General features: G+C 36.7%; 21 protein-coding genes. 9 read left to right on the top strand and 12 right to left on the bottom strand.

What is annotated here, in order from left to right; all coding sequences use genetic code 11:
* Window positions 1-12 precede the first annotated feature (12 nt).
* From ACK4R1_RS08370 to ACK4R1_RS08355, 4 genes are all read left to right on the top strand, one after another.
* Window positions 13-495: an ABC transporter ATPase gene (locus ACK4R1_RS08370; RefSeq protein ID WP_409685765.1), complete on the top strand. Its 483-nt coding sequence runs from the start codon at window positions 13-15 to the stop codon at window positions 493-495.
* A 10-nt stretch (window positions 496-505) separates the two neighbouring features.
* Window positions 506-3,508 (top strand): glycoside hydrolase family 3 N-terminal domain-containing protein, encoded by a 3,003-nt coding sequence (locus tag ACK4R1_RS08365; protein ID WP_409685762.1) that lies wholly within the window; start codon window positions 506-508, stop codon window positions 3,506-3,508.
* A gap of 66 nt (window positions 3,509-3,574) precedes the next feature.
* Window positions 3,575-4,708, top strand: a complete 1,134-nt coding sequence (gene bshA, locus ACK4R1_RS08360) for an N-acetyl-alpha-D-glucosaminyl L-malate synthase BshA (protein WP_409685760.1) — start codon at window positions 3,575-3,577, stop codon at window positions 4,706-4,708.
* Window positions 4,705-5,130 carry a hypothetical protein gene (locus tag ACK4R1_RS08355; RefSeq protein WP_409685757.1) on the top strand — a complete coding sequence of 142 codons (426 nt, stop codon included), beginning with the start codon at window positions 4,705-4,707 and terminating at the stop codon, window positions 5,128-5,130. The genes bshA and ACK4R1_RS08355 overlap by 4 nt, the downstream gene beginning before the upstream one ends.
* A gap of 46 nt (window positions 5,131-5,176) precedes the next feature.
* On the opposite strand, the gene ACK4R1_RS08350 is transcribed toward ACK4R1_RS08355, so the two are convergent.
* Entirely contained in the window at window positions 5,177-5,683 is a 507-nt protein-coding gene (locus ACK4R1_RS08350; protein ID WP_409685755.1) for a hypothetical protein, read from the bottom strand.
* A 212-nt stretch (window positions 5,684-5,895) separates the two neighbouring features.
* On the opposite strand from ACK4R1_RS08350, the gene aroC reads away from it, so the two are divergent.
* The 3 genes from aroC (at window position 5,896) to ACK4R1_RS08335 (ending at window position 9,430) form a co-directional block, all read left to right on the top strand.
* Window positions 5,896-6,957, top strand: coding sequence for a chorismate synthase (aroC, locus tag ACK4R1_RS08345; protein WP_409685751.1), 1,062 nt, complete (start codon window positions 5,896-5,898; stop codon window positions 6,955-6,957).
* Window positions 6,958-7,042: 85 nt separating this feature from the next.
* On the top strand, window positions 7,043-8,299 hold the full coding sequence (locus ACK4R1_RS08340; protein WP_409685749.1) for a dicarboxylate/amino acid:cation symporter: 1,257 nt from the start codon (window positions 7,043-7,045) through the stop codon (window positions 8,297-8,299).
* 66 nt (window positions 8,300-8,365) lie between these two features.
* Window positions 8,366-9,430, top strand: coding sequence for a T9SS type A sorting domain-containing protein (locus ACK4R1_RS08335; protein WP_409685746.1), 1,065 nt, complete (start codon window positions 8,366-8,368; stop codon window positions 9,428-9,430).
* A gap of 41 nt (window positions 9,431-9,471) precedes the next feature.
* On the opposite strand, the gene ACK4R1_RS08330 is transcribed toward ACK4R1_RS08335, so the two are convergent.
* From ACK4R1_RS08330 to ACK4R1_RS08320, 3 genes are all read right to left on the bottom strand, one after another.
* Window positions 9,472-9,609: a hypothetical protein gene (locus ACK4R1_RS08330; protein WP_409685744.1), complete on the bottom strand. Its 138-nt coding sequence runs from the start codon at window positions 9,607-9,609 to the stop codon at window positions 9,472-9,474.
* A gap of 62 nt (window positions 9,610-9,671) precedes the next feature.
* Window positions 9,672-10,094 carry a thiol-disulfide oxidoreductase DCC family protein gene (locus tag ACK4R1_RS08325; RefSeq protein ID WP_409685741.1) on the bottom strand — a complete coding sequence of 141 codons (423 nt, stop codon included), beginning with the start codon at window positions 10,092-10,094 and terminating at the stop codon, window positions 9,672-9,674.
* 3 nt (window positions 10,095-10,097) lie between these two features.
* On the bottom strand, window positions 10,098-12,266 hold the full coding sequence (locus tag ACK4R1_RS08320; protein ID WP_409685738.1) for an endonuclease MutS2: 2,169 nt from the start codon (window positions 12,264-12,266) through the stop codon (window positions 10,098-10,100).
* Between the two features lie 84 nt (window positions 12,267-12,350).
* On the opposite strand from ACK4R1_RS08320, the gene ACK4R1_RS08315 reads away from it, so the two are divergent.
* Complete coding sequence (locus ACK4R1_RS08315) at window positions 12,351-13,016, top strand: uracil-DNA glycosylase (RefSeq protein ID WP_409685735.1); 666 nt, start codon at window positions 12,351-12,353, stop codon at window positions 13,014-13,016.
* Between the two features lie 3 nt (window positions 13,017-13,019).
* Here ACK4R1_RS08315 and ACK4R1_RS08310 read toward each other — a convergent pair whose 3' ends face one another.
* From ACK4R1_RS08310 to ACK4R1_RS08275, 8 genes are all read right to left on the bottom strand, one after another.
* A complete protein-coding gene (locus ACK4R1_RS08310) occupies window positions 13,020-13,610 on the bottom strand; it encodes a hypothetical protein (RefSeq protein ID WP_409685732.1) in 591 nt (196 codons plus the stop codon).
* Window positions 13,611-13,620: 10 nt separating this feature from the next.
* On the bottom strand, window positions 13,621-14,190 hold the full coding sequence (locus ACK4R1_RS08305) for a hypothetical protein (RefSeq protein WP_409685729.1): 570 nt from the start codon (window positions 14,188-14,190) through the stop codon (window positions 13,621-13,623).
* A 70-nt stretch (window positions 14,191-14,260) separates the two neighbouring features.
* A complete protein-coding gene (locus tag ACK4R1_RS08300) occupies window positions 14,261-15,190 on the bottom strand; it encodes a transglutaminase (RefSeq protein ID WP_409685726.1) in 930 nt (309 codons plus the stop codon).
* Window positions 15,191-15,207: 17 nt separating this feature from the next.
* Window positions 15,208-16,059, bottom strand: a complete 852-nt coding sequence (locus ACK4R1_RS08295) for a substrate-binding domain-containing protein (RefSeq protein WP_409685723.1) — start codon at window positions 16,057-16,059, stop codon at window positions 15,208-15,210.
* Between the two features lie 83 nt (window positions 16,060-16,142).
* Complete coding sequence (locus tag ACK4R1_RS08290) at window positions 16,143-16,691, bottom strand: GNAT family N-acetyltransferase (protein ID WP_409685721.1); 549 nt, start codon at window positions 16,689-16,691, stop codon at window positions 16,143-16,145.
* Between the two features lie 119 nt (window positions 16,692-16,810).
* A complete protein-coding gene (locus tag ACK4R1_RS08285) occupies window positions 16,811-17,677 on the bottom strand; it encodes a nucleoside phosphorylase (protein WP_409685718.1) in 867 nt (288 codons plus the stop codon).
* Between the two features lie 102 nt (window positions 17,678-17,779).
* Entirely contained in the window at window positions 17,780-18,112 is a 333-nt protein-coding gene (locus tag ACK4R1_RS08280) for a translation initiation factor (RefSeq protein ID WP_409685716.1), read from the bottom strand.
* Between the two features lie 143 nt (window positions 18,113-18,255).
* Window positions 18,256-19,209 carry an isopenicillin N synthase family dioxygenase gene (locus ACK4R1_RS08275; protein ID WP_409685713.1) on the bottom strand — a complete coding sequence of 318 codons (954 nt, stop codon included), beginning with the start codon at window positions 19,207-19,209 and terminating at the stop codon, window positions 18,256-18,258.
* A gap of 209 nt (window positions 19,210-19,418) precedes the next feature.
* Here ACK4R1_RS08275 and ACK4R1_RS08270 point away from each other — a divergent pair, with 209 nt between their 5' ends.
* On the top strand, window positions 19,419-21,395 hold the full coding sequence (locus ACK4R1_RS08270) for a thiamine pyrophosphate-dependent enzyme (RefSeq protein WP_409685710.1): 1,977 nt from the start codon (window positions 19,419-19,421) through the stop codon (window positions 21,393-21,395).
* Window positions 21,396-21,553 lie beyond the last annotated feature (158 nt).

The raw sequence follows: 21,553 nt of genomic DNA, 5'->3' as shown, positions 1-21,553 counted from the left end.
TTCATAATTCCCATGTACGTTCCTTTTGAAAATTTACCCGAAGATTCTAAAATTTGGATATACCAATCCAATCGCAAATTTTCAGATGACGAGATGACCGAAATCGAAAATGATATCAAAGCATTTGTCGAAAATTGGTCGGCTCACGGAACCGGTTTGGAAGCCTCTTTTTTATTAAAATACAACCGATTTATCATTTTTGCCGTAAATCAAGAAGTACAACAAGCCACTGGTTGTTCGATTGATTCATCGGTAGCTTTTATTCAAAGTTTAGAACAAAAATATGGAGTAGATTTACTTGATAAAATGAACGTAACGTTCAAAAACGGCGAACACATCGCCCACAAATCGTTGATTGATTTCAAACGAATGGCCAAAGAAAAAGCAGTAACCGCAAATACTATTGTTTTCAATAATTTAGTCAATTCAATAGAAGAGTTCAACGACAATTGGGAAGTGCCGGCCGGCGAAAGCTGGCACAGTCGTTTCTTTTAAACTTTATTTAATGAAATATTTTTTGTTCAGAATAGGCTTATTCACAGCATTGTTGTTTTTGGCGACCAATTGTTCTTCTACCAAAAATAGTAAGACCAATACACCTTTGGCTAAAACCGAAACAACGATTCAAGAGCAAGACAGTGTTTCCTATGTCAAGACCGAACGAAAAAACTTTTTCCCTGAAACTGCAGCCGAAACAAAATGGGTAGACAGCATTTATAACCAATTTACTTTACAAGAAAAAATCGGACAATTATTCATGGTTGCCGCTTATTCAAACAAAGATGCCGCTCATGTAAGCGAAATCGAAAAATTGGTGCGCGATTATAAAATTGGAGGTTTGATTTTCTTTCAAGGCGGTCCAAAACGCCAATCCCGGTTAAGCAATAAATACCAATCTTTAGCCAAAGTTCCGCTGTTTATTGGTATTGATGCCGAATGGGGAATGAACATGCGTTTGGATTCTACTTTTCGCTATCCTTTCAACATGACATTAGGCGCTATTAGAGATTTAAAATTAGTCGAAAATGCTGGAGTTGCCATGGGTAAAGAAAGCAAAAGAATGGGTGTTCATTTTAATTTTGCTCCAGTTTTAGACATCAATACCAATCCTAAAAATCCTATCATCGGATATCGTTCTTTTGGTGAAAATAAAGTGAGCGTGACAGAACATGCCATCGCTTTGATGAAAGGCGTTCAGGGGCAAGGTATTTTTTCTACCGGAAAACATTTTCCCGGACACGGCGATACTTCAACCGATTCGCATCACACTTTGCCCGTGGTAAATGCGACGTTGGAACATATCGAAAATATTGAGTTATATCCTTATAAAAGGATGTTTGACGAAGGATTGGTTTCTGTAATGGTTGCGCATTTGAATGTGCCGAGTTTGGAACCAAGGCCAAATTATCCAACTTCCATCTCAAAGCCGGTGGTTACCGATTTGCTGAAAAAGAACCTAGGTTTTGATGGGTTGATTTTTACCGATGCCTTGAACATGAAAGGCGCCAGTAATTTTAAAAAGCCCGGTGATATTGACTTAGAAGCTTTTTTAGCCGGAAATGATATTCTGCTTTTTGCTGAGAATGTACCTTTGGCTTTAGAAAAAATTTGTGTGGCTTATCAAGACAGTATCATTTCAGAAAGCCGTCTGGCAGAATCAGTGAAGAAGATTTTGCGTTACAAATTTAAAGCAGGTTTGAACAAATATGAACCGGTTGAAGGGATTAATTTGTATAATGATTTGAATCCGAAGTCGAATGAAAGTTTGCAATACGAACTCTATGAAAATGCCGTTACCGTGGTGAAAAACGATGGCGTATTGCCGATTAGAAATTTGAACCAAAAAATTGCTTATGTTAAATTGGGCGATGACACCAACAGTTCTTTCTTGTCAACGCTGAAGAAATATACTGAAGTTACCGAAGTCGCTGACACCAATTTGGACACGTTAATGGCTAAACTAACCGATTATGAAACCGTAATCATTGGTTACCACAAATCGGATAAATCATGGTGGCGTTCACCTGAACTAACGGTTCCTGAATTGCAATTAATTGATGCTGTTGCAGCTAAAAAGAAAGTGATTGTCGATTGTTTTGCCAAACCTTATTCGCTTTCCAGAATTGTAAATTTTGAGGAAATTGAAGGTGTTATTGTTTCCTATCAAAATGGCGATATTGCTCAGGAAGTTTCCGCCGAATTGATTTTTGGTGCGATAGCTGCCAAAGGTATGTTGCCGGTTTCCATCAATAGCACTTTCAGAGCCGGAGACGGTTTTTCAACAGATAAATTAGACCGTTTGGGTTTTACAACACCTGAGAATGTCGGAATGAGTTCAGAAAAGTTAAACCAAATCGAAAAATTAGCGTACAAAGCCATTGATGGTAAAATGACACCCGGATTGCAGGTTTTGGTTGCTCGAAAAGGCAAAGTCATTTACCAAAAATCCTTTGGTCACCAAACTTATGAAAACAAAGTAAGGGTAAAGAATACCGACTTATACGATGTAGCTTCCTTGACCAAAATTATTGCAACATTGCCTAACGTAATGCAATTATACGATCATCATAAAGTCACTTTAGAGACAAAGCTAGACGAAATGTTGCCTGAATTTAAAGGTTCTAACAAGCAACACATGACTTTTAAAGAGTTGATGTCGCATTACGGTAGAATGCAAGCTTGGATTCCATTCTATAAAGCTACGGTTGGTGTTGATAAAAAGCCTTTGGAAAAATACTATCGAAAAACACTTGTCGAGGGATTTACCAAAAGAGTCACCGATAGTTTGTTCCTGCGTGATGATTACCATGATACTATCATGAAACAAATCATCAACAGTCCGTTAATTGACAAAAAAGAATACAAATACAGCGATTTCACCTTTATCATCCTTAAAAAATATTTAGAAAAAGCTACCGGAAAATCTTTAGAGCGATTGACTTATGATAATTTCTACAAAACTTTAGGAATGAATAACACGATGTACAATCCTTTACAGAAGTTTGATAAAAACGTGATTGCGCCAACTGAAATCGATACTTATTTCCGTCATGAAACCATTCAAGGCTATGTACACGATATGGAAGCGGCGATGGAAAATGGGGTAGGCGGACATGCCGGAATTTTCTCGAATGCTTTGGATGTGGCCAAAATGATGCAAATGTATCTTCAGAAAGGAAAATATGGTAATATTCAATATTTCTCTCCAGAAACTTTTTCTACTTTCAACACTTGTCATTTCTGTGCCGAAGGCAATCGTCGTGGCTTAGGATTTGACAAACCACAGATAAGCGGAGCCGGACCAACTTGTGGTTGTGTTTCGATGTCGAGTTTTGGACATACTGGTTTTACGGGAACCATAGCTTGGGCTGATCCTGAGACAGAGATTGTTTATATTTTATTATCCAACAGAACTTTTCCGGATTCTAATTTGCCGAACACACTTTCCAAAGAAAACATCCGTGAAGACATTCAAAAAGTGATTCAGGGAGCGATTATTGACAAGTAATCTTTAACTCTTTTTTACGATAAAGCATTCCTATTTTCTGTAATTTCGTACTACTAAAAAGACTATATGAAAATAGCTATTGTGTGCTATCCTACTTTTGGTGGTAGCGGCGTTGTCGCCACAGAACTCGGACTTGAATTGGCCCATCGTGGTCACGAAATTCATTTTATTACTTACCGACAACCGGTGCGTTTGGCACTTTTAAATCCCAATGTGCATTACCACGAAGTAAACGTTCCCGAATATCCTTTGTTCCATTATCAACCTTATGAATTGGCCTTGTCAAGCAAGTTGGTGGATATGGTGAAATTGTATAAAATCGAATTGTTACATGTGCATTATGCTATTCCGCATGCTTATGCGGGTTATATGGCCAAGCAAATGTTGAAAGACGAAGGCATTATCATTCCGATGGTAACTACACTTCACGGGACCGACATCACTTTGGTTGGTAATCATCCTTTTTACAAACCTGCGGTGAGTTTCAGCATCAATAAATCAGATATAGTAACATCTGTTTCTCAAAGCCTAAAAGACGACACTTACAATTTATTCAACATCAAAAAAGACATTCACGTAATTCCAAATTTTATTGAGCTTGACAAAATACGCAATGAGAGTCTAATCTCTTGTCAGCGATCGGTGATGGCCAAAAAGGAAGAGAGAATAGTTACACACATTAGTAACTTCAGAAAGGTAAAACGCATTCCGGATATCATCAAAATTTTCTATAAAATTCAAGAAAAAATACCCGCTAAATTAATGATGGTTGGCGATGGTCCTGAAAAATCACGAGCGGAACAACTTTGTGAACAACTCGGCATACAAGACAAAGTAATTTTCTTTGGAAACAGTAACGAGATTGACCAAATTTTATCTTTCTCCGATTTGTTTTTATTGCCTTCTGAAACCGAAAGTTTTGGATTGGCAGCTTTAGAGGCTATGGCCTGGAGTGTTCCAGTGATTTCAAGTAATTCGGGTGGTTTACCTGAGGTGAATTTTGATGGTGTTTCAGGTTATTTGAGTAATGTTGGCGATGTTGACGACATGGCAGAAAATGCTTTGAAAATATTAGCCAATGATGAAACTTTAAATCAATTTAGAGCTAATGCTTTAGAGGTAGCCAAACAATTTGACATTAAAAATATATTGCCTTTATATGAAAATCTGTATCTTCAAGCCATAAAAAATACACAATGAAAAAAATAATTTTAGCCCTTTTTGTTTTGTTTTTTGCTTCTTGTTCTTCTCCGAAAACGGTTGTAAGCAAATCATTGTATGAAGTATTGACTACTAATGACGATGGTGGTGCCAATATTAAGTTTTACGAAATTCTAACTGAGCCAAAAGAAATCATGATGTTGTTAGGCGATGAAACTTTGCGAAAAAAAATCAGTAAAGATGATACGCTCAACAGCAGTTTTATTATTTTGAATTCGGGGCCTACTAAGGAAACTTACAACCGAATTAAAGTAGAAAAAGTGATAGAGACACCAACGAACATTGAAGTGTATGTAAAAGATACTCAAAAAAGTACCGAACCTGATTTAGCCGATGAGAATATATCTTTTCCTTATACTATTATTAAAATCAATTCGAAGAAACCTATAGTCATCAAATAAAAAAATCCCACTAATTAGTGGGATTTTTATAATATTTAAATATCGATTACCATCTGTAACGGATACCCAAAGCGATGTCCGGTCCGAAACTGTCATAGTTATCAAAATCTTTTCTATTGTCACCAAAGTATAACTCAGGTCTGAAGTCTAAAGATAATTGAATTGGAGCTTCTTTAAAGTTATACTCAATTCCAATATCTCCGGCAGCTAACAAGAATGTTCCTCCATCCGGATCTGGATCTCCAGGGCCATTGTAGCTCCAGCTTCCGATACCACCACCAACACCGGCGTACCAATTAAAGCCTCCATCAATGTTCCAAACCCATTGGTATAAACCAACGATTTTTATCGCATCAACGTTTTTACTGTTTCTCCAACCTAAATCTAACTCCAAACGATTGTTTTTCGACAAACCTCTTTGGTATGATATCTCGCCACCAAAACCGTCATTGTCTCCTAAACGCAATCCTAATGCATTCTTTGAAATGTCTTGAGCTTGTGTGCTGAATGCTAATCCTACTAGCATAAAGGCACTTAGAAATAATTTTTTCATAATTCTTGAATTAATTTTTGTTTTTGTTAAATAATAAAATCGAAATTGTAGTAACAATTCTACTAAAACAAAGATAGGGTATTAATTTGTTAAGGGTTTACATAATATTTGTTAAAAGTTATAGAATTTCTATTGATTAAAAAATCAAATAATATTAAGTCAAATTTCGATAAATAATTTCAAAAAACTATATTTGTTTAAAACATTATACAATGGCCGGAAACAGTTATGGAACACTTTTCAAATTAACTACTTTTGGAGAGTCTCACGGTGAAGCACTTGGCGGTATCATTGATGGTTGTCCTGCCGGAATGACAATCGATTTAGCCGCAATTCAATTAGAGATGCAACGCAGAAAACCAGGTCAATCAGCTATAGTAACCCAGAGAAAAGAAGAAGATGAAGTGCAATTTTTATCTGGAATTTTTGAAGGGAAAACCACCGGCACTCCAATAGGTTTTATTATTCCAAATACCAACCAAAAATCTGACGATTACAGCCATATCAAAGACAGCTACCGTCCAAGTCATGCTGATTATGTCTATGAAAAGAAGTATGGCATTCGAGATTATCGCGGTGGTGGGAGAAGTTCTGCCAGAGAAACTGCCTCTCGTGTTGTAGCGGGCGCAATTGCGAAACAGGTTTTAAGTGACATTAAAATCAATGCTTTTGTGTCTTCTGTAGGTGAAATTTTTATAGACAAACCTTATCAGCAATTGGATTTTTCTTTAACCGAAACCAATGCTGTTCGTTGTCCTGATTTGGCAACAGCCGAAAAAATGGAAAATTATATCAAAGAAATCCGTAAGGAAGGCGACACTATAGGCGGGACTATTACTTGTGTAATTCAAAATGTGCCGATTGGTTTAGGAGAACCTGTTTTTGATAAGCTACATGCCGAATTAGGCAAAGCTATGTTGTCGATAAATGCAGTAAAAGGCTTTGAGTTTGGTAGCGGATTTTGTGGTGCCAAAATGAAAGGAAGCGAGCACAACGACTTATACAACGAAGACGGAACGACCAAAACTAATCTTTCGGGCGGAATTCAAGGTGGCATTTCTAACGGAATGGATATTTATTTCAGAGTAGCTTTTAAACCGGTAGCGACTTTAATCCAAAAGCAGGAAGTACTGACCCATCAAAATACGCTAGTTGAACAACAAGGCAAAGGCCGACACGATCCTTGCGTAGTACCAAGAGCTGTGCCAATAGTAGAAGCTATGGCTGCCTTGGTCTTAGCTGATTTTTATTTAATAAACAAAACATACTTATAAATAGTTATTCAGTATTCAGAAATTAGTGGGCAGTTAAATTAGACTGAAAACTGAAACTGAAAACTGAGACTGAAAACTGAATTAAATGAATACAATTCAAACTGAAAAGAAGTCTTTTTTCTCTAATCTTACAGTCCAAATTCTTATCGCCATGGTTGTTGGCGCAATACTCGGAATTTTTGTTCACAACAATTACAGTCCCGAATCAGCAAAGGAATTTAGCGGTTACATTAAAATGTTGGCCACCGTATTTATTCGTTTGGTTCAAATGATTATTTCGCCTTTGGTTTTTACTACTTTGGTGGTTGGTATTGCCAAATTAGGCGATATTAAAGCCGTGGGTAGAATAGGAGGTAAAGCCTTGGGTTGGTTCTTTTCGGCTTCATTAATTTCCCTTTTAATTGGAATGTTTTGGGTAAATGTTTTACAACCCGGAACCGGTTTGCTTTTATCCGATGTCGATACAGCTTCAGCGGCTGAAGTTACTGATAAAACCCAAGTTTTTTCAGCACAGAATTTTATTGAGCACATTATTCCCAAAAGCATAGTGGAAGCCATGGCAACCAATGAGATATTACAAATCGTTATTTTCTCTATTTTCTTCGGATTAGCCGCTGCTTCTATAGGTGACAATGCTAAACCAGTTGTCAATGCCTTGGATAAAACGTCTCATATTATCCTGAAGATGGTAAATTATGTAATGAAATTTGCGCCTATTGGTGTATTTGGTGCCATCGCCGGGGTTTTTGCTATCAGAGATTTAAGCGAGTTACTGATTACCTATGCCAAATTTTTTGGTTCTTTTATGGTAGGTATTTCCTCTTTATGGGTTGTGTTATTGCTAATTGGATACCTTTTTTTGAAAGGCAGAATGACCACTTTACTCAAAAGAATTGTCGGACCAATAATTATCGCTTTTGGTACAACCAGTAGTGAAGCCGTTTTTCCCAAGTTGACCGAAGAGTTAGAACGTTTTGGTGTGAAAGACCGAATCGTTTCTTTTATGCTTCCGCTAGGCTATTCTTTTAATCTAGATGGAAGTATGATGTACATGACTTTTGCCAGTATTTTTATTGCGCAAGCCTATGGAGTCGATTTGGATATGGGAACACAGATAACCATGTTATTGGTCTTAATGCTAACCAGTAAAGGAATTGCAGGTGTTCCTAGAGCAAGTTTAGTGGTAGTTGCCGCCACTTGTGGCATGTTTAATATTCCCATCGAAGGTATTGCTTTGATTTTACCGATAGATCACTTTTGTGACATGTTTAGAAGTGCAACCAATGTATTAGGAAACGCAATTGCTACATCAGTTGTTGGTAAATGGGAAAAAGATAGTTAAAAATTATTTTTTTTATGAATTACTTTATACATTTGAATTTTAAAAAACTAAAAAAAATCAATACTTATGAAAAAACTTTTACTCTTATCTCTTATTTTGTGTTCTTCTATTGTCAGTGCACAAATTATTCAAAGTGAAGATTTCAATGGATTAACCATTGGAAATATTGGAACTGACCCTACTGGTGTAACAGCTGGTCAAGGTGAGTGGTTAACTTTTACAAGTAATGGTGCTGATCCAACAACCGGGACCAATGCAGGTAATTCAAATTTTCAAGTTGTGGCTTCAGGATTTGGAGCAACCAATGGATTGAAAATTGTAAGTTCAAATGGTAACAAAGGAAATCGTTTCATGTGGAAAGATGGATTAGATGTTGCTTGGGATACAAGAACAGAAGGAAATGAAATTATTGAAGTAGAATATGATTTTTTTACAGGACCTGCAACTACTAGTACAGCTCAAGTTGGGGTTAGACTTTATGCGACAGATAACTCAGTTACTCCTGCAGTTACAAGAACTGTAAATGGTTTTGTTTACTCCATGAATACAAGAGTCTTACAAGGTGTTGCTTATCTTAATAATGCCGGAACTTTTGGTACTTTTTTAATTAACTTAGCAGCAGCACCTGGGTTAGTTTTAACCGCTGATACTTGGTACAGAATAGGTTTTGCTTATGATACAACAACTGGAGAAACAATATGGAAAGCTTCTACAGTTTATACAGGTTTACCTGCAGCAAACTGGGCTGGACCATTTCCATTAATTTCGGAAGTAGATTTTGTTTCAACAGTTCCAACAACCAATTCAGCAGTCTCTGAAGTTATTTTTGATAATTTAGTTGTAGAAGCTACTTTTGAAGAAGAGTTATTAGGTGTTAATACAGTTAACGAAGTAGCTGCCTTCTCTGTCTTCCCTAATCCAACAACAAACAATTTCACTATTAATAGTGCTAATAGTTCAACAATCAATGGTGTTGAAATGGTTGATATCAATGGTAGAACTGTGAAATCAATCAAATTTGATAATTTGACAAGTGCTGATGTAAATATTGCTGATTTGTCTCAAGGTGTTTATATGGTTAAAATTTCTTCTGAAAACGGAAGCGTTACTCAGAAAATTGTAAAACAGTAATTTATTTACACTTCTAAATAACAAAAAACGACTAAGGAAACTTAGTCGTTTTTTTTGTTCTTACTGTTCATCATAAAGAAGACAGCTGCAATGATGCCTATGATTACTAGGGCAAATACACCTATCATAATAAGGGCACCATTGTCCCATGAATACAAAGGAATGTGTAATGAAGTCATGATTTTTCAAATTTAGGTTTATCAAATGTAAATCGATTATTCGATAATAATCATGATAATTGTCATGCTAAGAATTTGGCCTTAAGTTCCGGCGTTGGAATCATACATGCTTCTTGTTTGCCATACCACTTGTAACGGTTGCGAGCGACATAATCGTAAATGGCATTGGAAATAAATTTGGGGAATAGAGTCAATATTTGTAGCAAGATATAAACGCCACCAAATTCCTTTACAATCTTTAAAGCGGCTTCCGATTTATAGTAGTAAGCTTTCGTGGGTTCATACAAAACAATACTGTCTGTGTTTTTAGTATCTATACCAATGTGCTTTATGATTTTTAAACCTAATTCTGATTGCAAAGGAACAAAACGGAAAATATCTTTTTTATCATGTTTAATCACATATTGAACAGTTGAATTACAAAGATTGCAAACGCCGTCAAACAGTATTATTTTTTTGTCATTAGGTAAGTCTGCTATTTCCATAATTTATTTAGGTTGTACAAATTCTAATTCTTCCAAGCTTACTTTTGAAGTAAAGATGCCATAATTCACTACAGCTTTGTTTTTCTCAATTTTATCAATAGTTCCAACGGCTTTTCCCTCAACCATTCGAACACGATCGCCTATTTTTAAAGTCACTTTTGGCTTTTCAGCTTCCTGTTTTTGGGCTTTGATTTTCTTTTCTTTTTTTTCTTTTCGAATTTCTTCTACTTTGACTTTGACTTCTTCAACGACTTTTTTCTGAATGATTTCTATTTCCTTTTTCTCTTTTACGGTAGCTTTTTTGCGTTTGGAGTTTTCGATTTCTACTATTTTCAGCAACTCCCCAATCAATACTTTTTTGTCTTTATTATTGAAATATTTCTCCGAAAGATCATCCACTTTTTGGCCCATATAAATCAACCGTTGGTTAGCATCATACAATTCCTGGTAGCGTTCTAATTTGTCCTGAATTTTAGCATTGATGTTTTCCATTTTTTTACTTTCTTCACGGGCTTTGGTTTCTTCCTCTTTGAGGGTTGAAGCCGTTTTTTCCAGTTTAGAGCGTTCTTTTTGTAAAGTCGCAATCGTTTTGTCAAAGCGCACTTTTCCGCCTTCAATTTTCTTCTTTGCTCGATTAATTAAACCATAAGGAATTCCGTTTTTCTGAGCAACTTCAAAAGTAAATGAACTTCCGGCTTGTCCCAAAATCAATTTGTACATCGGTTCCAATGATTTTTCGTCGAAAAGCATATTCGCATTCGAAGCGAAAGGCAATTCATTGGCCAAAATTTTCAAATTGGAATAATGCGTCGTTATTATCCCGAATGCTTCACGGTGATAGAATTCTTCTAAAAAAATCTCCGCCAAAGCACCACCCAATTCAGGGTCAGAACCGGTTCCGAATTCATCTATCAGAAATAAGGTTTTGGCATTGCACTTTTTCAAGAAGTAATTCATATTCTTTAAGCGATAACTATACGTACTCAAGTGATTTTCTATGGATTGGTTGTCACCAATGTCAGTCAGAATTCGGTCAAACAAAAACGTTTCGCTTCGTTCGTGTACCGGAATTAAAATCCCGCATTGTAACATCAATTGCAATAATCCGACTGTTTTAAGCGAAATGGTTTTTCCACCGGCATTCGGTCCGGAAATCACTATAATTCTACTGTTGTTGTTTAATTCAATGGTTTGTGGAAACGTTTTTTCTTTCTTTTCCAAATTGTTCAAAAACAAAATAGGATGGAAGGCATCTCGAAAGAACAATCGTTTTTCTTCAATGATATTCGGCAAAATCGCATTGATTTTACGTGCATATTTGGCTTTAGCCGAAACTACGTCAATATCACTAAGAAAGTCTTGGTATTGTTTTAACAAATCGATGAACGGCCGAATATCATTCGACAGCTTCTTTAAAATCTTAGTGATTTCTTCCCGTTCTTCATATTCCAAATTACTCAATTCACGCGAATAACGCAAAGTGGCCTCGGGCTCGATATAAGCGATACTTCCGGTTTTAGAACTGCCTAAAATGGAGCCTTTCACTTTTCGGCGGTACATCGCTAAAACGGCTAAAACCCTTCGGTTTTCAACGAAACTTTCTTTGATTTCATCTAAATAACCTAAGCCGTTGTATTGGCTTAATGCTTGACCAAAACTTTGGTTGACTTTGCCGCGAACAACACTCATATCCCGACGAATATTAATCAAATCAGGCGATGCATTGTCTTTGATTTCGCCGTATTTATCAACCACTTCCTCAATTTTTTGGATGAGGTATTTGGTGTATTCCACTTGTGAAGCTTTCTCGTTCAGCTTTGGGTAATAATCATGGAATTTTTTCAGAAACAATAATAATACATTCACGGTTTCTGAAAGCGTGGCAATTTTTCTGAAACTGCCTACTTCCAAAAAGCTGTCTTCAATGGCTAAGAACTTGATGTCATTGGTGATATTGTCAAAGCCGTGATTTGGAATCGCGTTGTTGTTCGTGAAAGAGGATAAATATTCCGAGGTTTGCAACAACGAATTCAGTAAGGTTTCCTTATCTTTAAAAGGAACAATTTCCAATGCTTTCTGTTTACCGATTTCAGTGTTGCATCGATCTGAAATAGTTTGCAAAATGGTATTAAACTCTAAATCTTTAAGTGTTTTGTCTGTAATTGATATCATTCAATTCGTGTCTTTGGTTCAAAGTTACAAAGGATAAAATCCATATTGCAACAGAAAATAGTATTTTTGGTAAAATTTTATGAGATGTTACTCCAATTGCATTCTTCTTGGCAGGCCCAACTTTCCGATGAGTTTGAAAAGCCTTATTTTCAGAAGCTAATTGGCTTTGTCAAAAACGAATACGCAGCTCATAGATGTTTTCCAATTGAAAGCCAAATCTTTGCTGCTTTCGACCATTGTTCCTTTGAAAAGGTTAAAGTAGTTATCATCGGTCAAGATCCGTATCATGGATTAGGGCAAGCCAATGGATTGTGTTTTTCGGTTTCCGATGGGATTTCGTTTCCACCATCGTTAGTTAATATTTTCAAAGAAATTCAATCCGATTTAGATTTGCCTATTCCGATTTCAGGGAATTTAGAACGTTGGGCCGACCAAGGTGTTTTGTTGCTCAATGCCACCTTAACCGTACGAGAAAGCGAAGCCGGAAGCCATCAAAATCAAGGTTGGGAAAACTTTACCGATGCGGTAATTCAAAAGATATCCGAGGAAAAAGAAAACATAGTATTTCTACTTTGGGGCGGATTTGCCAAAAAGAAAGGCGCTAAAATCAATCGCAACAAACACCATGTTTTAGCAACCGGACATCCATCGCCATTAAGCGCCAATCGCGGATTGTGGTTTGAAAACAAACATTTCAGTAAGACCAATGCTTATTTGAAAAGTATTGGCAAAGATGAAATTGATTGGTAAAAACTAATTAACGTTGAAATAAAAATAACCATTACCATCCAGATTAGAGACGGCGGCATTCAGATTTACAATCAGATTTTTTGGCGAATTTTGCGAAACCAACTCAACACTGTTGGTTGATGAACTGTTGTAGCCAAAAGCCAATCGGTAATTTCCGGAAGCTAGTAGAGGAAAACCAACGTCATAGCGGTAATATTCGGCAACTGAATCATATTCACAAATCGCATAAACATAAGCACCGTTTTGAGCATCTCCGGCATTGATGGCTAATTGATTGTCATTTACAGTGACTACTTCCCAATCAGTGGCATTTATTTTTCGTTCAATTATATAAGAAAAAACAAATATTGGGGCATTTCCGGTGGTTTTGTAGATGTCTAACAAATTAGTTTCACCCGGTTCGGGTATGTATCTTGCTAAATCGGCTTTTACATATAAATAATCGCCAACATTATAAGTCGTTTGAGGTTGAAAGGTAACAATGTTATTACCGCCTTCAACATAAATAGTCTTGTAGAAAGTGTCGTCATTGGTGTCGCAATTCGTAAATATAATAGCAACAAATAACAAAGCGATGTATGATATTTTTTTCATGTTTATGGTATTAAAATCGGTAACCTAAGTTAAATCCAACTCTTGAAATCACATCCGGACTTTTCTCTCGATTGGTTAAGTTGGAACCGAATCCGGCTAAAAATTCTATGACAAAAGCTTCTTTGATATACATTTTATACCCTAAACCACCGCCTAAACCAAAATCGGAGTATTTTGATTTTTTCGTGGCATAGTAACCGTTTAGGTTTTCGTCTACCAAGCGAACAATTTCTTTGTAATCTCCGCTATTGTAGGAACCGAATACTTCGGCAAAATAGAAACTTTTTTTGCCTTTTGACAATTGGTATCTAACATACGGATTGAATTCAAATTTGGGAACATTGTTTCTGTAACCGTTGTCAAAATCTTCATTCAATTGATTGCTATCAGAAAAATTGACATTAAAACCGGTGGAGAAATTGCCGCTAAAAAATCGTTCGTAACTCAAACTGGCTTTTTGCCAAACTAGAGCCGACAAAACATCTACTCTGAATTCATTTTTTTTATTGTCCAACGGAGAACTTTCTTGAGCTTGTGAAGCCAAGGAAATCAACAGAAATAAACAAAGCATTTTTTTCATTACAAATCTTTTTTTACGAAACGAATATAGTAAATTAAATTGTCGGAAATTATAAATCCAGGAAGAAATGTCAGAGTGTTAAAGCACCTAAAATCTCCTCATTCATGAATGGACCACCGGGATATTTTGCAGTATAGTCGAGATTGAGCCAAATTTTACCGCGCTCATCAATATGATAGTTGATAATTTTATTTTTACTTTCCAAAGGGAAAAGAACCATTTTAATAGCGTAGTTGATTTTTTCCAAATCTTTTTTATCGCCAATATACAACTCAGGATAGATATGTCCTTTGGTGTGAATCAGCCGAGTCGTTCCGCCAATAGATTTGATACAAGCCGCCATAAAAATAGAATGGTCATCACAATCACCGGAAAGATATTGTAATGATTCTGTCGCTTTTGCTATATAATCACGACCTTTTGGGTCACTTACGTAATTCCAATTGGTGTTGATTTCTTTGAAAACCGCGAAAGATTGTATAATGGTAAAATACTCATGATATCCTTTTACATCTTTAAAATGTTTGGCAGTAGCCATGATGGCAAAGTTTCTGATTCGGGGATTTTGGTATTCGATGGCGTTTATAATTTTCGATTTGTTCGGAAAAGGCAAAAGTTTGGATATGATTATGTCCTGCGGATAAGGATTGTCATTCATGGTGTAAATCATCGAGCGATAATCTTCAAAAACGCTTTCAAATCCGTAATCGCTGAATAAACTTCCGTAAACAAGAACTATAAAATATAGAATTACAGAAATCAAAGTTACTCTTCTCAGCGCTCTTAAAATTAATTGTATAACTACGAGTATAACAATAAATAATAAGATTCTGTCAATGTGATTGGTCCAATCAAGGGTAATTAAATTGTTGTGCGCAATGATAAAAATGGGAATGGTAATCAAAATATTCAACACAAAAATGATGATCAAATCCCAAGGACTTTTTATCCTGAATTTTTCTTTCAGTTGTTGATAAGTGAGATTTCCTATTTTTATCATATGGCCAATGGCAAAAGCTACACGGCTTTCACAATTTCAGCAAAAGTACCTTTTTTATCTATAATTTTGAGGTCAAACAACTGATTTTGAATTTTGTTTAACACTTTTTCTTCTAAAGGTTTTTGCGACCATTTGGTTAGGGTTAACCAGATTTGAATGTCTTCTAGTTTTTGATTGTATTTAGAAGCCAAAGTTCGGTCAATACTGGGAATGTCTTTAAAATCGGCAGTCGTATTATTGATGATGTCTAAAATCAAATCTACCGTTTGAAAGTTGTCTTCAAAAAAATCATTCCGCACTGCTATGACAAAGCATGGCCAAGGCGTTGGACAATCGGCAATACGACGAAAAACACCTTTGTCTACCAGCGGTTTGGTCATAAAACGTTCCCACATAAAGTAATCGGCGCTTCCATTAGTTAAGGCTTCGACAGCGCCATCAATTGTATGGACGATTTCAAATTGTAGTTGCTCGGTATTCCAATTTTGATTTTGCGCATTGACATACGACATCAAATGCGAACCCGAACCATAACGTGAAATAGCCGCTTTAGTATTTTCTAAATCGGATAAAGTTTGATATGAAGAGTTTGCGCCAACGTGTATTCCCCAAATCAGCGGGCTTTCCACATAAACTTGAACAATTGAACTTGGATTGCCACCAACAATGTCTTTTACAATGCCTTCCGTTAGAATTACGGCAATATCAGTTTTGCCATCACGTAGCATTTGACACATTTTTCCGGTGCCTTCAGGAACATCGGTCCATTGTAAATCGATGCCTGCTTGGTGGAATTCGCCACTTTCGATACACAAATGCCAAGGTAAATTAAAGTGTTCCGGAACGCCTGCTATTTTTACGGTTTTCATTTTTTTATTTTTAAGAGTAAAGAACATAGAATAAAGACAATTTTGATTTAAGAGTCTATTTTCTTTTTTCTATTCTCTATTTTCTATTCTCTATTTTCTTTTCCTAAAGGATTTTCCATTTGCCACCATTTCCAAATTACGCCGTCTTTATCCGGATAGTCTTCCATGAATTTCATGCCTATTTTTTGCAAGATATGATTGGATGCGCCGTTTTCAAAATGGGTATAGGCATTCATTTTATCGATGTTCATTTGGTTGAAGCCATAATCGAGCCATGCTATCGAAGCTTCGGTGGCGTAACCTTTGCCCCAAAAATTTTCATTTAATCGATAACCATAATCGTAGAAATTGGTGTTGCCGTTTTCTTCATGGTCGTCAACGAATTTGATACCTGTCCAGCCGATGAATTCGTTGGTTTCTTTTAGAATGGTTGCGAATCGGCCGATGTTGTTTTTTCCGTATTGACTGCGAACGTACTCGATTACTTTGATGACTTCCTCTATTTTTTGCACCGGTGTTTGCCAAAGGTATTTGTGTACTTCGGGGTTTTTATCCATAGCAAACATGGCTTCAGCATCGGAAAGTTCTAGCGGACGAAGGATTAGTCGGTTGGTTTCTAGTATTAAATCCATTTTTCTTTTTTAGCCCCGATAGGAACGGCATCCTTTTGTTTTGTTTCCAATAGTAGTTATTTAGTCTGAATGTGACAAAACAAAAGATACAGTGGATAGCGGGAAATAGCTCCTAAAATTTATTCTGCTAATTTATCTAAAGCGTAAGCAATTAAAGCATCAACCGCCTTGTATGGGTCTTCGCTAAAAGTTCCTGTTGCTCTGTTGGCAATGATGGCGTTCAACGACAAACAGTGATGTCCTAATAGTTTTCCTAAACCATAAATGGCAGCGGTTTCCATCTCTAAATTGGTCATTTTGATGCCTTCGAATTCGAAGCTGTCCATTTTGCTGTTGAGTGCTGAATCTTGAATTTCGAGACGCAACACACGACCTTGTGGTCCGTAGAATCCGCCGGCAGTTCCGGTGAAACCTTTGTGAATTTGGTTGCTTTCGATTCTTTTTTCTAAAGTTTCCGAGCAAGTAATTACGTAAGGACGACCTTTTTTCAAATCCCAATCGGTTTGTTTGATAAAGGCTTCTTCCATGTCTTTTTCTGAAATATCATCGATCAAATAGGAGCGAAGCATGTTGTCTAGGCCTAAACCGTATTTGCTCATGACGAAACTATCGCAAGGAATGTCGGCTTGCAACGAACCCGAAGTTCCGATGCGGACGATGTTTAAGGAAACTAAGTTTTCTTTGGGTTGGCGTGTTTCCAAATCGATGTTGACCAAGGCGTCTAATTCGTTCATGACAATGTCGATGTTATCCGGACCGATTCCGGTTGACATTACGGTCATTTTTTTTCCTTTGAAATAGCCGGTTTGGGTTTTGAATTCGCGTTTTTGAGTGGAGAATTCAACACTGTCAAAGAATTGAGTGATTTTTTCTACTCTATTTTGGTCGCCTACGAAGATGATGTCGTGAGCAATATGTTCGGGTTTGAGGTTTAGGTGGTAAACGCTGCCGTCAGGGTTTAGTATTAATTCTGAGGATTGTATCATTTTCTTATTTTTAACCGCAAAGTTCGCAAAGAATTCGGCAAATTTCGCAAAGTTTATTATTGTTTTATATTCTGAAAACTGAGACTGAGACTGAAAACTTATTTATCCGCCGACGCGTTTGGTTTTGAAGCCTTTGTCTTTGAGCATGTTCATTATTTTATCGCGATAATCGCCTTGAATGATGATGGCGCCGTCTTTGAAAGTACCGCCAACACTGAGTTTGGTTTTGATTTCTTTGGCTAAGACTTTAAAATCTTCGTCGCTTCCTTCGTAGCCTTCGATGATGGTTGTTGCTTTGCCTTTTCGTTTTTCATATTTACAAATCATAGGTTCTTTTTGGATGAAGAGTTCATGATCTTGGTCGGCAACATCTTCCGGTTCGTTCGAGGGTTCGTGATCGGGGAAGAGTTTTTTTAATTGTTCTTGTAAGTCCATTTTTTTTAAAGTTGCTGAGTGACTGAGTAGCTAAGTTTTTTCTAAGACACTCAGGAACTTAGGTACTCAGTTACTTAGTTAAAAACCAAAAAAGACATCAAGTATATAACTCAATGTCTTTAATGAAATTATTGAATTAACCTTTACTTTTTCTTTAAACCCAGTTCTACCAGTCTTTCATCAAGATATTCACCTGCTGTAATGTCTTCAAATCCTTTTGGATGATCAGCATCAATACATTTCTCAAGACAGTTCAAAGGCATATCGCTCACGGGATGCATGAAGAACGGAATTGAAAATCGTGATGTTCCCCATAATTCTCTTGGCGGATTCACTACTTGGTGGATGGTTGACTTTAGTTTGTTGTTGGTGTGACGCGATAACATGTCGCCCACATTAATCATCAATTCGTCCGGTTGTGCCATAGCATCAATCCATTCGCCATTGTGATTTTGTACTTGTAATCCTTTGCCTTGCGCACCCATTAAAAGCGTGATTAAGTTGATATCACCATGAGCAGCCGCGCGAACAGCGCCGTCTTTAGGTTCATCGGTAATTGGCGGATAATGGATTGGTCTTAGGATACTGTTACCGTCTTTGATGTAGTTGTCGAAATAAAATTCGTCCAAACCAATGTACAAGGCTAAAGCTCTTAAAACATAAACACCTGTTTTTTCTAACATTTTGTAAGCTTCTTTTCCTACTTCATTGAAGTGAGGCAATTCAGAAACTTCAACATTGTCAGGGTATTCATTGGCATATTTTGAGCCTTCACTCACGTATTGCCCGAAGTGCCAAAACTCTTTTAAGTCTCCGGCTGAACGACCTTTAGCATGTTCTTTTCCAAAAGAAACATAACCACGTTGGCCACCAATTCCGGGAATTTCGTATTGGGCTTTGGTTTCCAATGGTAGGTTGAAGAAATTACGTACTTCAGCGTACAAGTCTTCTACCAATTTGTCATCAAGAAAATGACCTTTTAGTGCTACGAAGCCAATGTCTTCGTAAGCTTTTCCGATTTCATTTACAAATTTTTGTTTACGTGCCGGATCGTCCGACAGGAAATCACGTAAGTCAACACTTGGAATTTGTTGCATACTACTAAAACTTTTTTGTTAATAACTTAGACTGGAAAATCTCCAACCATAACTACAAATGTAACTAATTTTTGAATAGTAAAGTTCAAAGTTATTAACAAATATCAGTACATTTTTTTGCCTTCCTAAAGTTTCCTTTTACTTTCCCTCAAAAAAACTACAACGATTGAAATCTGTTTTTATACTTTTGCAACGCTAAAATAAACCAAATGAATTTCGACAGAAAAGAGCTATCCAATTTACAATTATTGGATTTATATAAAAGACTGCTTAAACCCAGATTGATAGAAGAAAAAATGTTGATTCTATTGCGACAGGGAAAAGTGTCTAAATGGTTTTCAGGTATCGGACAAGAAGCGATTTCCGTTGGAATAACTGCCGCTTTAGACAAAGATGAATACATTTTGCCCATGCATAGAAATTTAGGGGTATTCACCGGAAGAGATATTCCGTTGCACCGTTTGTTTTCCCAATGGCAAGGCAAGAAGACAGGTTTTACCAAAGGACGTGATCGCTCGTTTCACTTCGGTACCCAAGAATTTAAAATCATCGGAATGATATCGCATCTCGGTCCGCAAATGGGCGTGGCTGATGGGATTGCTTTGGCTAATAAATTAAAGAAGAACGGAAAAGTTACTGCAGTTTTCACCGGAGAAGGTGCTACTTCAGAAGGTGATTTTCACGAAGCGTTGAATATTGCTGCCGTTTGGGAATTACCGGTGCTATTTGTTATTGAAAATAATGGTTATGGTTTATCAACGCCAACTAATGAGCAATACCGTTGTGAAAACTTGGCTGATAAAGGAATTGGTTATGGTATGGAAAGTCACATCATAGATGGAAACAATATCCTCGAGGTTTATACCAAAATAGCCGAATTGAAAGCTTCGATAGTTGATAATCCTCGTCCGGTTTTATTAGAGTTTAAAACTTTTAGAATGCGTGGACACGAAGAGGCGAGTGGTACTAAATATGTACCGCAAGAATTAATGGACATGTGGGAGATTAAAGATCCAATTTCAAATTACAGAGAGTATTTGCTTCAAATCAGTGTATTGTCTGAAGAAGAAGATGAAAAGATTAAGAAAGCCATTAAAGCTGTAATTGATGAGCATTGGGCAATTACGGTGGCGGAACCTGAATGTGAAGCTGATTTAGCCGAAGAGCTTAATGATATGTATGAACCGTATGAATTTGAAGCGGTTAATCATGGTGATGCGGTAGAGAATATTCGTGTGGTAGATGCCATTTCCAATGCGTTGCGTCAATCAATGGAGCGTCATGACAATTTGGTGATTATGGGACAAGACATCGCAGAGTACGGTGGTGCTTTTAAAATTACCGACGGTTTTGTAGCGCAATTTGGGAAAGAAAGAGTACGCAACACACCAATTTGTGAAAGTGCCGTGGTTTCTGCCGCAAATGGTTTGTCTATCAATGGGTTTAAAGCGATTGTAGAAATGCAGTTTGCCGACTTCGTTTCAACTGGATTTAATCCGATTGTAAATCTTTTGGCTAAACAGCATTACCGTTGGAATGAAAAATCGGATGTTGTGGTGCGTATGCCATGTGGTGGTGGTACTCAAGCCGGACCATTTCACTCACAAACGAATGAAGCTTGGTTTACCAAAACACCGGGATTAAAAGTAGTTTATCCGGCATTTCCTTATGATGCCAAAGGTTTGTTGAACACCGCCATCAATGATCCGAATCCTGTTATGTATTTTGAGCACAAACAGTTGTACCGTTCGGTTTATCAAGACGTACCGACAGATTATTATACCATTCCTTTTGGAAAAGCAGCTTTGTTGAAAGAAGGGACTCAAGTGACTGTTATTTCTTTTGGTGCAGGAGTACATTGGGCATTAGATACTTTAAACAAGCATGGAGATATTGAGGCAGATTTGATAGACTTACGTTCTTTACAACCATTAGATACTGAGGCAATTTTTACTTCGGTTAAAAAGACAGGGAAAGTAATAATACTTCAAGAAGATACTTTGTTTGGAGGTATTTCGAGTGATATTTCAGCGGTGATTATGGAACAATGTTTTCAATATTTGGATGCGCCGGTACGAAGAGTAGGAAGTTTGGAAACAGCCATTCCTTTTGTAAAAACTTTAGAAGACCAATATTTGCCTAAAGACCGTTTTGAGCAAACTTTATTGGAATTAATAGCCTATTGAGATTATTTATTTTCACCATAACTTTATACAAAGGCACTACAATAGTTAGTGCTTTTTTTATTGAACAGTTTGTTTCTAAATGTATAATCAATTTTAACTTTAGCTATAATTTTTATCTATCGTAAAAATGATTTACATAAATAATATTGGGTAAATTT

This window comes from Flavobacterium sp. (genome assembly GCF_046293665.1).
Lineage (GTDB): Bacteria > Bacteroidota > Bacteroidia > Flavobacteriales > Flavobacteriaceae > Flavobacterium.
Note: the sequence above shows the minus strand (reverse complement) of the source record. Positions and strands in the feature narration are given on the sequence as shown.

What these genes read in the sequence shown, in the direction of transcription:
- ACK4R1_RS08350 (WP_409685755.1), bottom strand. Translation starts at nt 5,683, where the DNA reads ATGAAAAAATTATTTCTAAGTGCCTTTATGCTAGTAGGATTAGCATTC.
- ACK4R1_RS08330 (WP_409685744.1), bottom strand. Translation starts at nt 9,609, where the DNA reads ATGACTTCATTACACATTCCTTTGTATTCATGGGACAATGGTGCCCTT.
- ACK4R1_RS08365 (WP_409685762.1), top strand. Translation starts at nt 506, where the DNA reads ATGAAATATTTTTTGTTCAGAATAGGCTTATTCACAGCATTGTTGTTT.
- ACK4R1_RS08310 (WP_409685732.1), bottom strand. Translation starts at nt 13,610, where the DNA reads ATGAAAAAAATATCATACATCGCTTTGTTATTTGTTGCTATTATATTT.
- ACK4R1_RS08280 (WP_409685716.1), bottom strand. Translation starts at nt 18,112, where the DNA reads ATGGACTTACAAGAACAATTAAAAAAACTCTTCCCCGATCACGAACCC.
- ACK4R1_RS08355 (WP_409685757.1), top strand. Translation starts at nt 4,705, where the DNA reads ATGAAAAAAATAATTTTAGCCCTTTTTGTTTTGTTTTTTGCTTCTTGT.
- ACK4R1_RS08270 (WP_409685710.1), top strand. Translation starts at nt 19,419, where the DNA reads ATGAATTTCGACAGAAAAGAGCTATCCAATTTACAATTATTGGATTTA.
- ACK4R1_RS08320 (WP_409685738.1), bottom strand. Translation starts at nt 12,266, where the DNA reads ATGATATCAATTACAGACAAAACACTTAAAGATTTAGAGTTTAATACC.
- bshA (WP_409685760.1), top strand. Translation starts at nt 3,575, where the DNA reads ATGAAAATAGCTATTGTGTGCTATCCTACTTTTGGTGGTAGCGGCGTT.
- ACK4R1_RS08315 (WP_409685735.1), top strand. Translation starts at nt 12,351, where the DNA reads ATGTTACTCCAATTGCATTCTTCTTGGCAGGCCCAACTTTCCGATGAG.
- ACK4R1_RS08300 (WP_409685726.1), bottom strand. Translation starts at nt 15,190, where the DNA reads ATGATAAAAATAGGAAATCTCACTTATCAACAACTGAAAGAAAAATTC.
- ACK4R1_RS08275 (WP_409685713.1), bottom strand. Translation starts at nt 19,209, where the DNA reads ATGCAACAAATTCCAAGTGTTGACTTACGTGATTTCCTGTCGGACGAT.
- ACK4R1_RS08290 (WP_409685721.1), bottom strand. Translation starts at nt 16,691, where the DNA reads ATGGATTTAATACTAGAAACCAACCGACTAATCCTTCGTCCGCTAGAA.
- ACK4R1_RS08335 (WP_409685746.1), top strand. Translation starts at nt 8,366, where the DNA reads ATGAAAAAACTTTTACTCTTATCTCTTATTTTGTGTTCTTCTATTGTC.
- ACK4R1_RS08305 (WP_409685729.1), bottom strand. Translation starts at nt 14,190, where the DNA reads ATGAAAAAAATGCTTTGTTTATTTCTGTTGATTTCCTTGGCTTCACAA.
- aroC (WP_409685751.1), top strand. Translation starts at nt 5,896, where the DNA reads ATGGCCGGAAACAGTTATGGAACACTTTTCAAATTAACTACTTTTGGA.
- ACK4R1_RS08325 (WP_409685741.1), bottom strand. Translation starts at nt 10,094, where the DNA reads ATGGAAATAGCAGACTTACCTAATGACAAAAAAATAATACTGTTTGAC.
- ACK4R1_RS08295 (WP_409685723.1), bottom strand. Translation starts at nt 16,059, where the DNA reads ATGAAAACCGTAAAAATAGCAGGCGTTCCGGAACACTTTAATTTACCT.
- ACK4R1_RS08285 (WP_409685718.1), bottom strand. Translation starts at nt 17,677, where the DNA reads ATGATACAATCCTCAGAATTAATACTAAACCCTGACGGCAGCGTTTAC.
- ACK4R1_RS08340 (WP_409685749.1), top strand. Translation starts at nt 7,043, where the DNA reads ATGAATACAATTCAAACTGAAAAGAAGTCTTTTTTCTCTAATCTTACA.
- ACK4R1_RS08370 (WP_409685765.1), top strand. Translation starts at nt 13, where the DNA reads ATGTACGTTCCTTTTGAAAATTTACCCGAAGATTCTAAAATTTGGATA.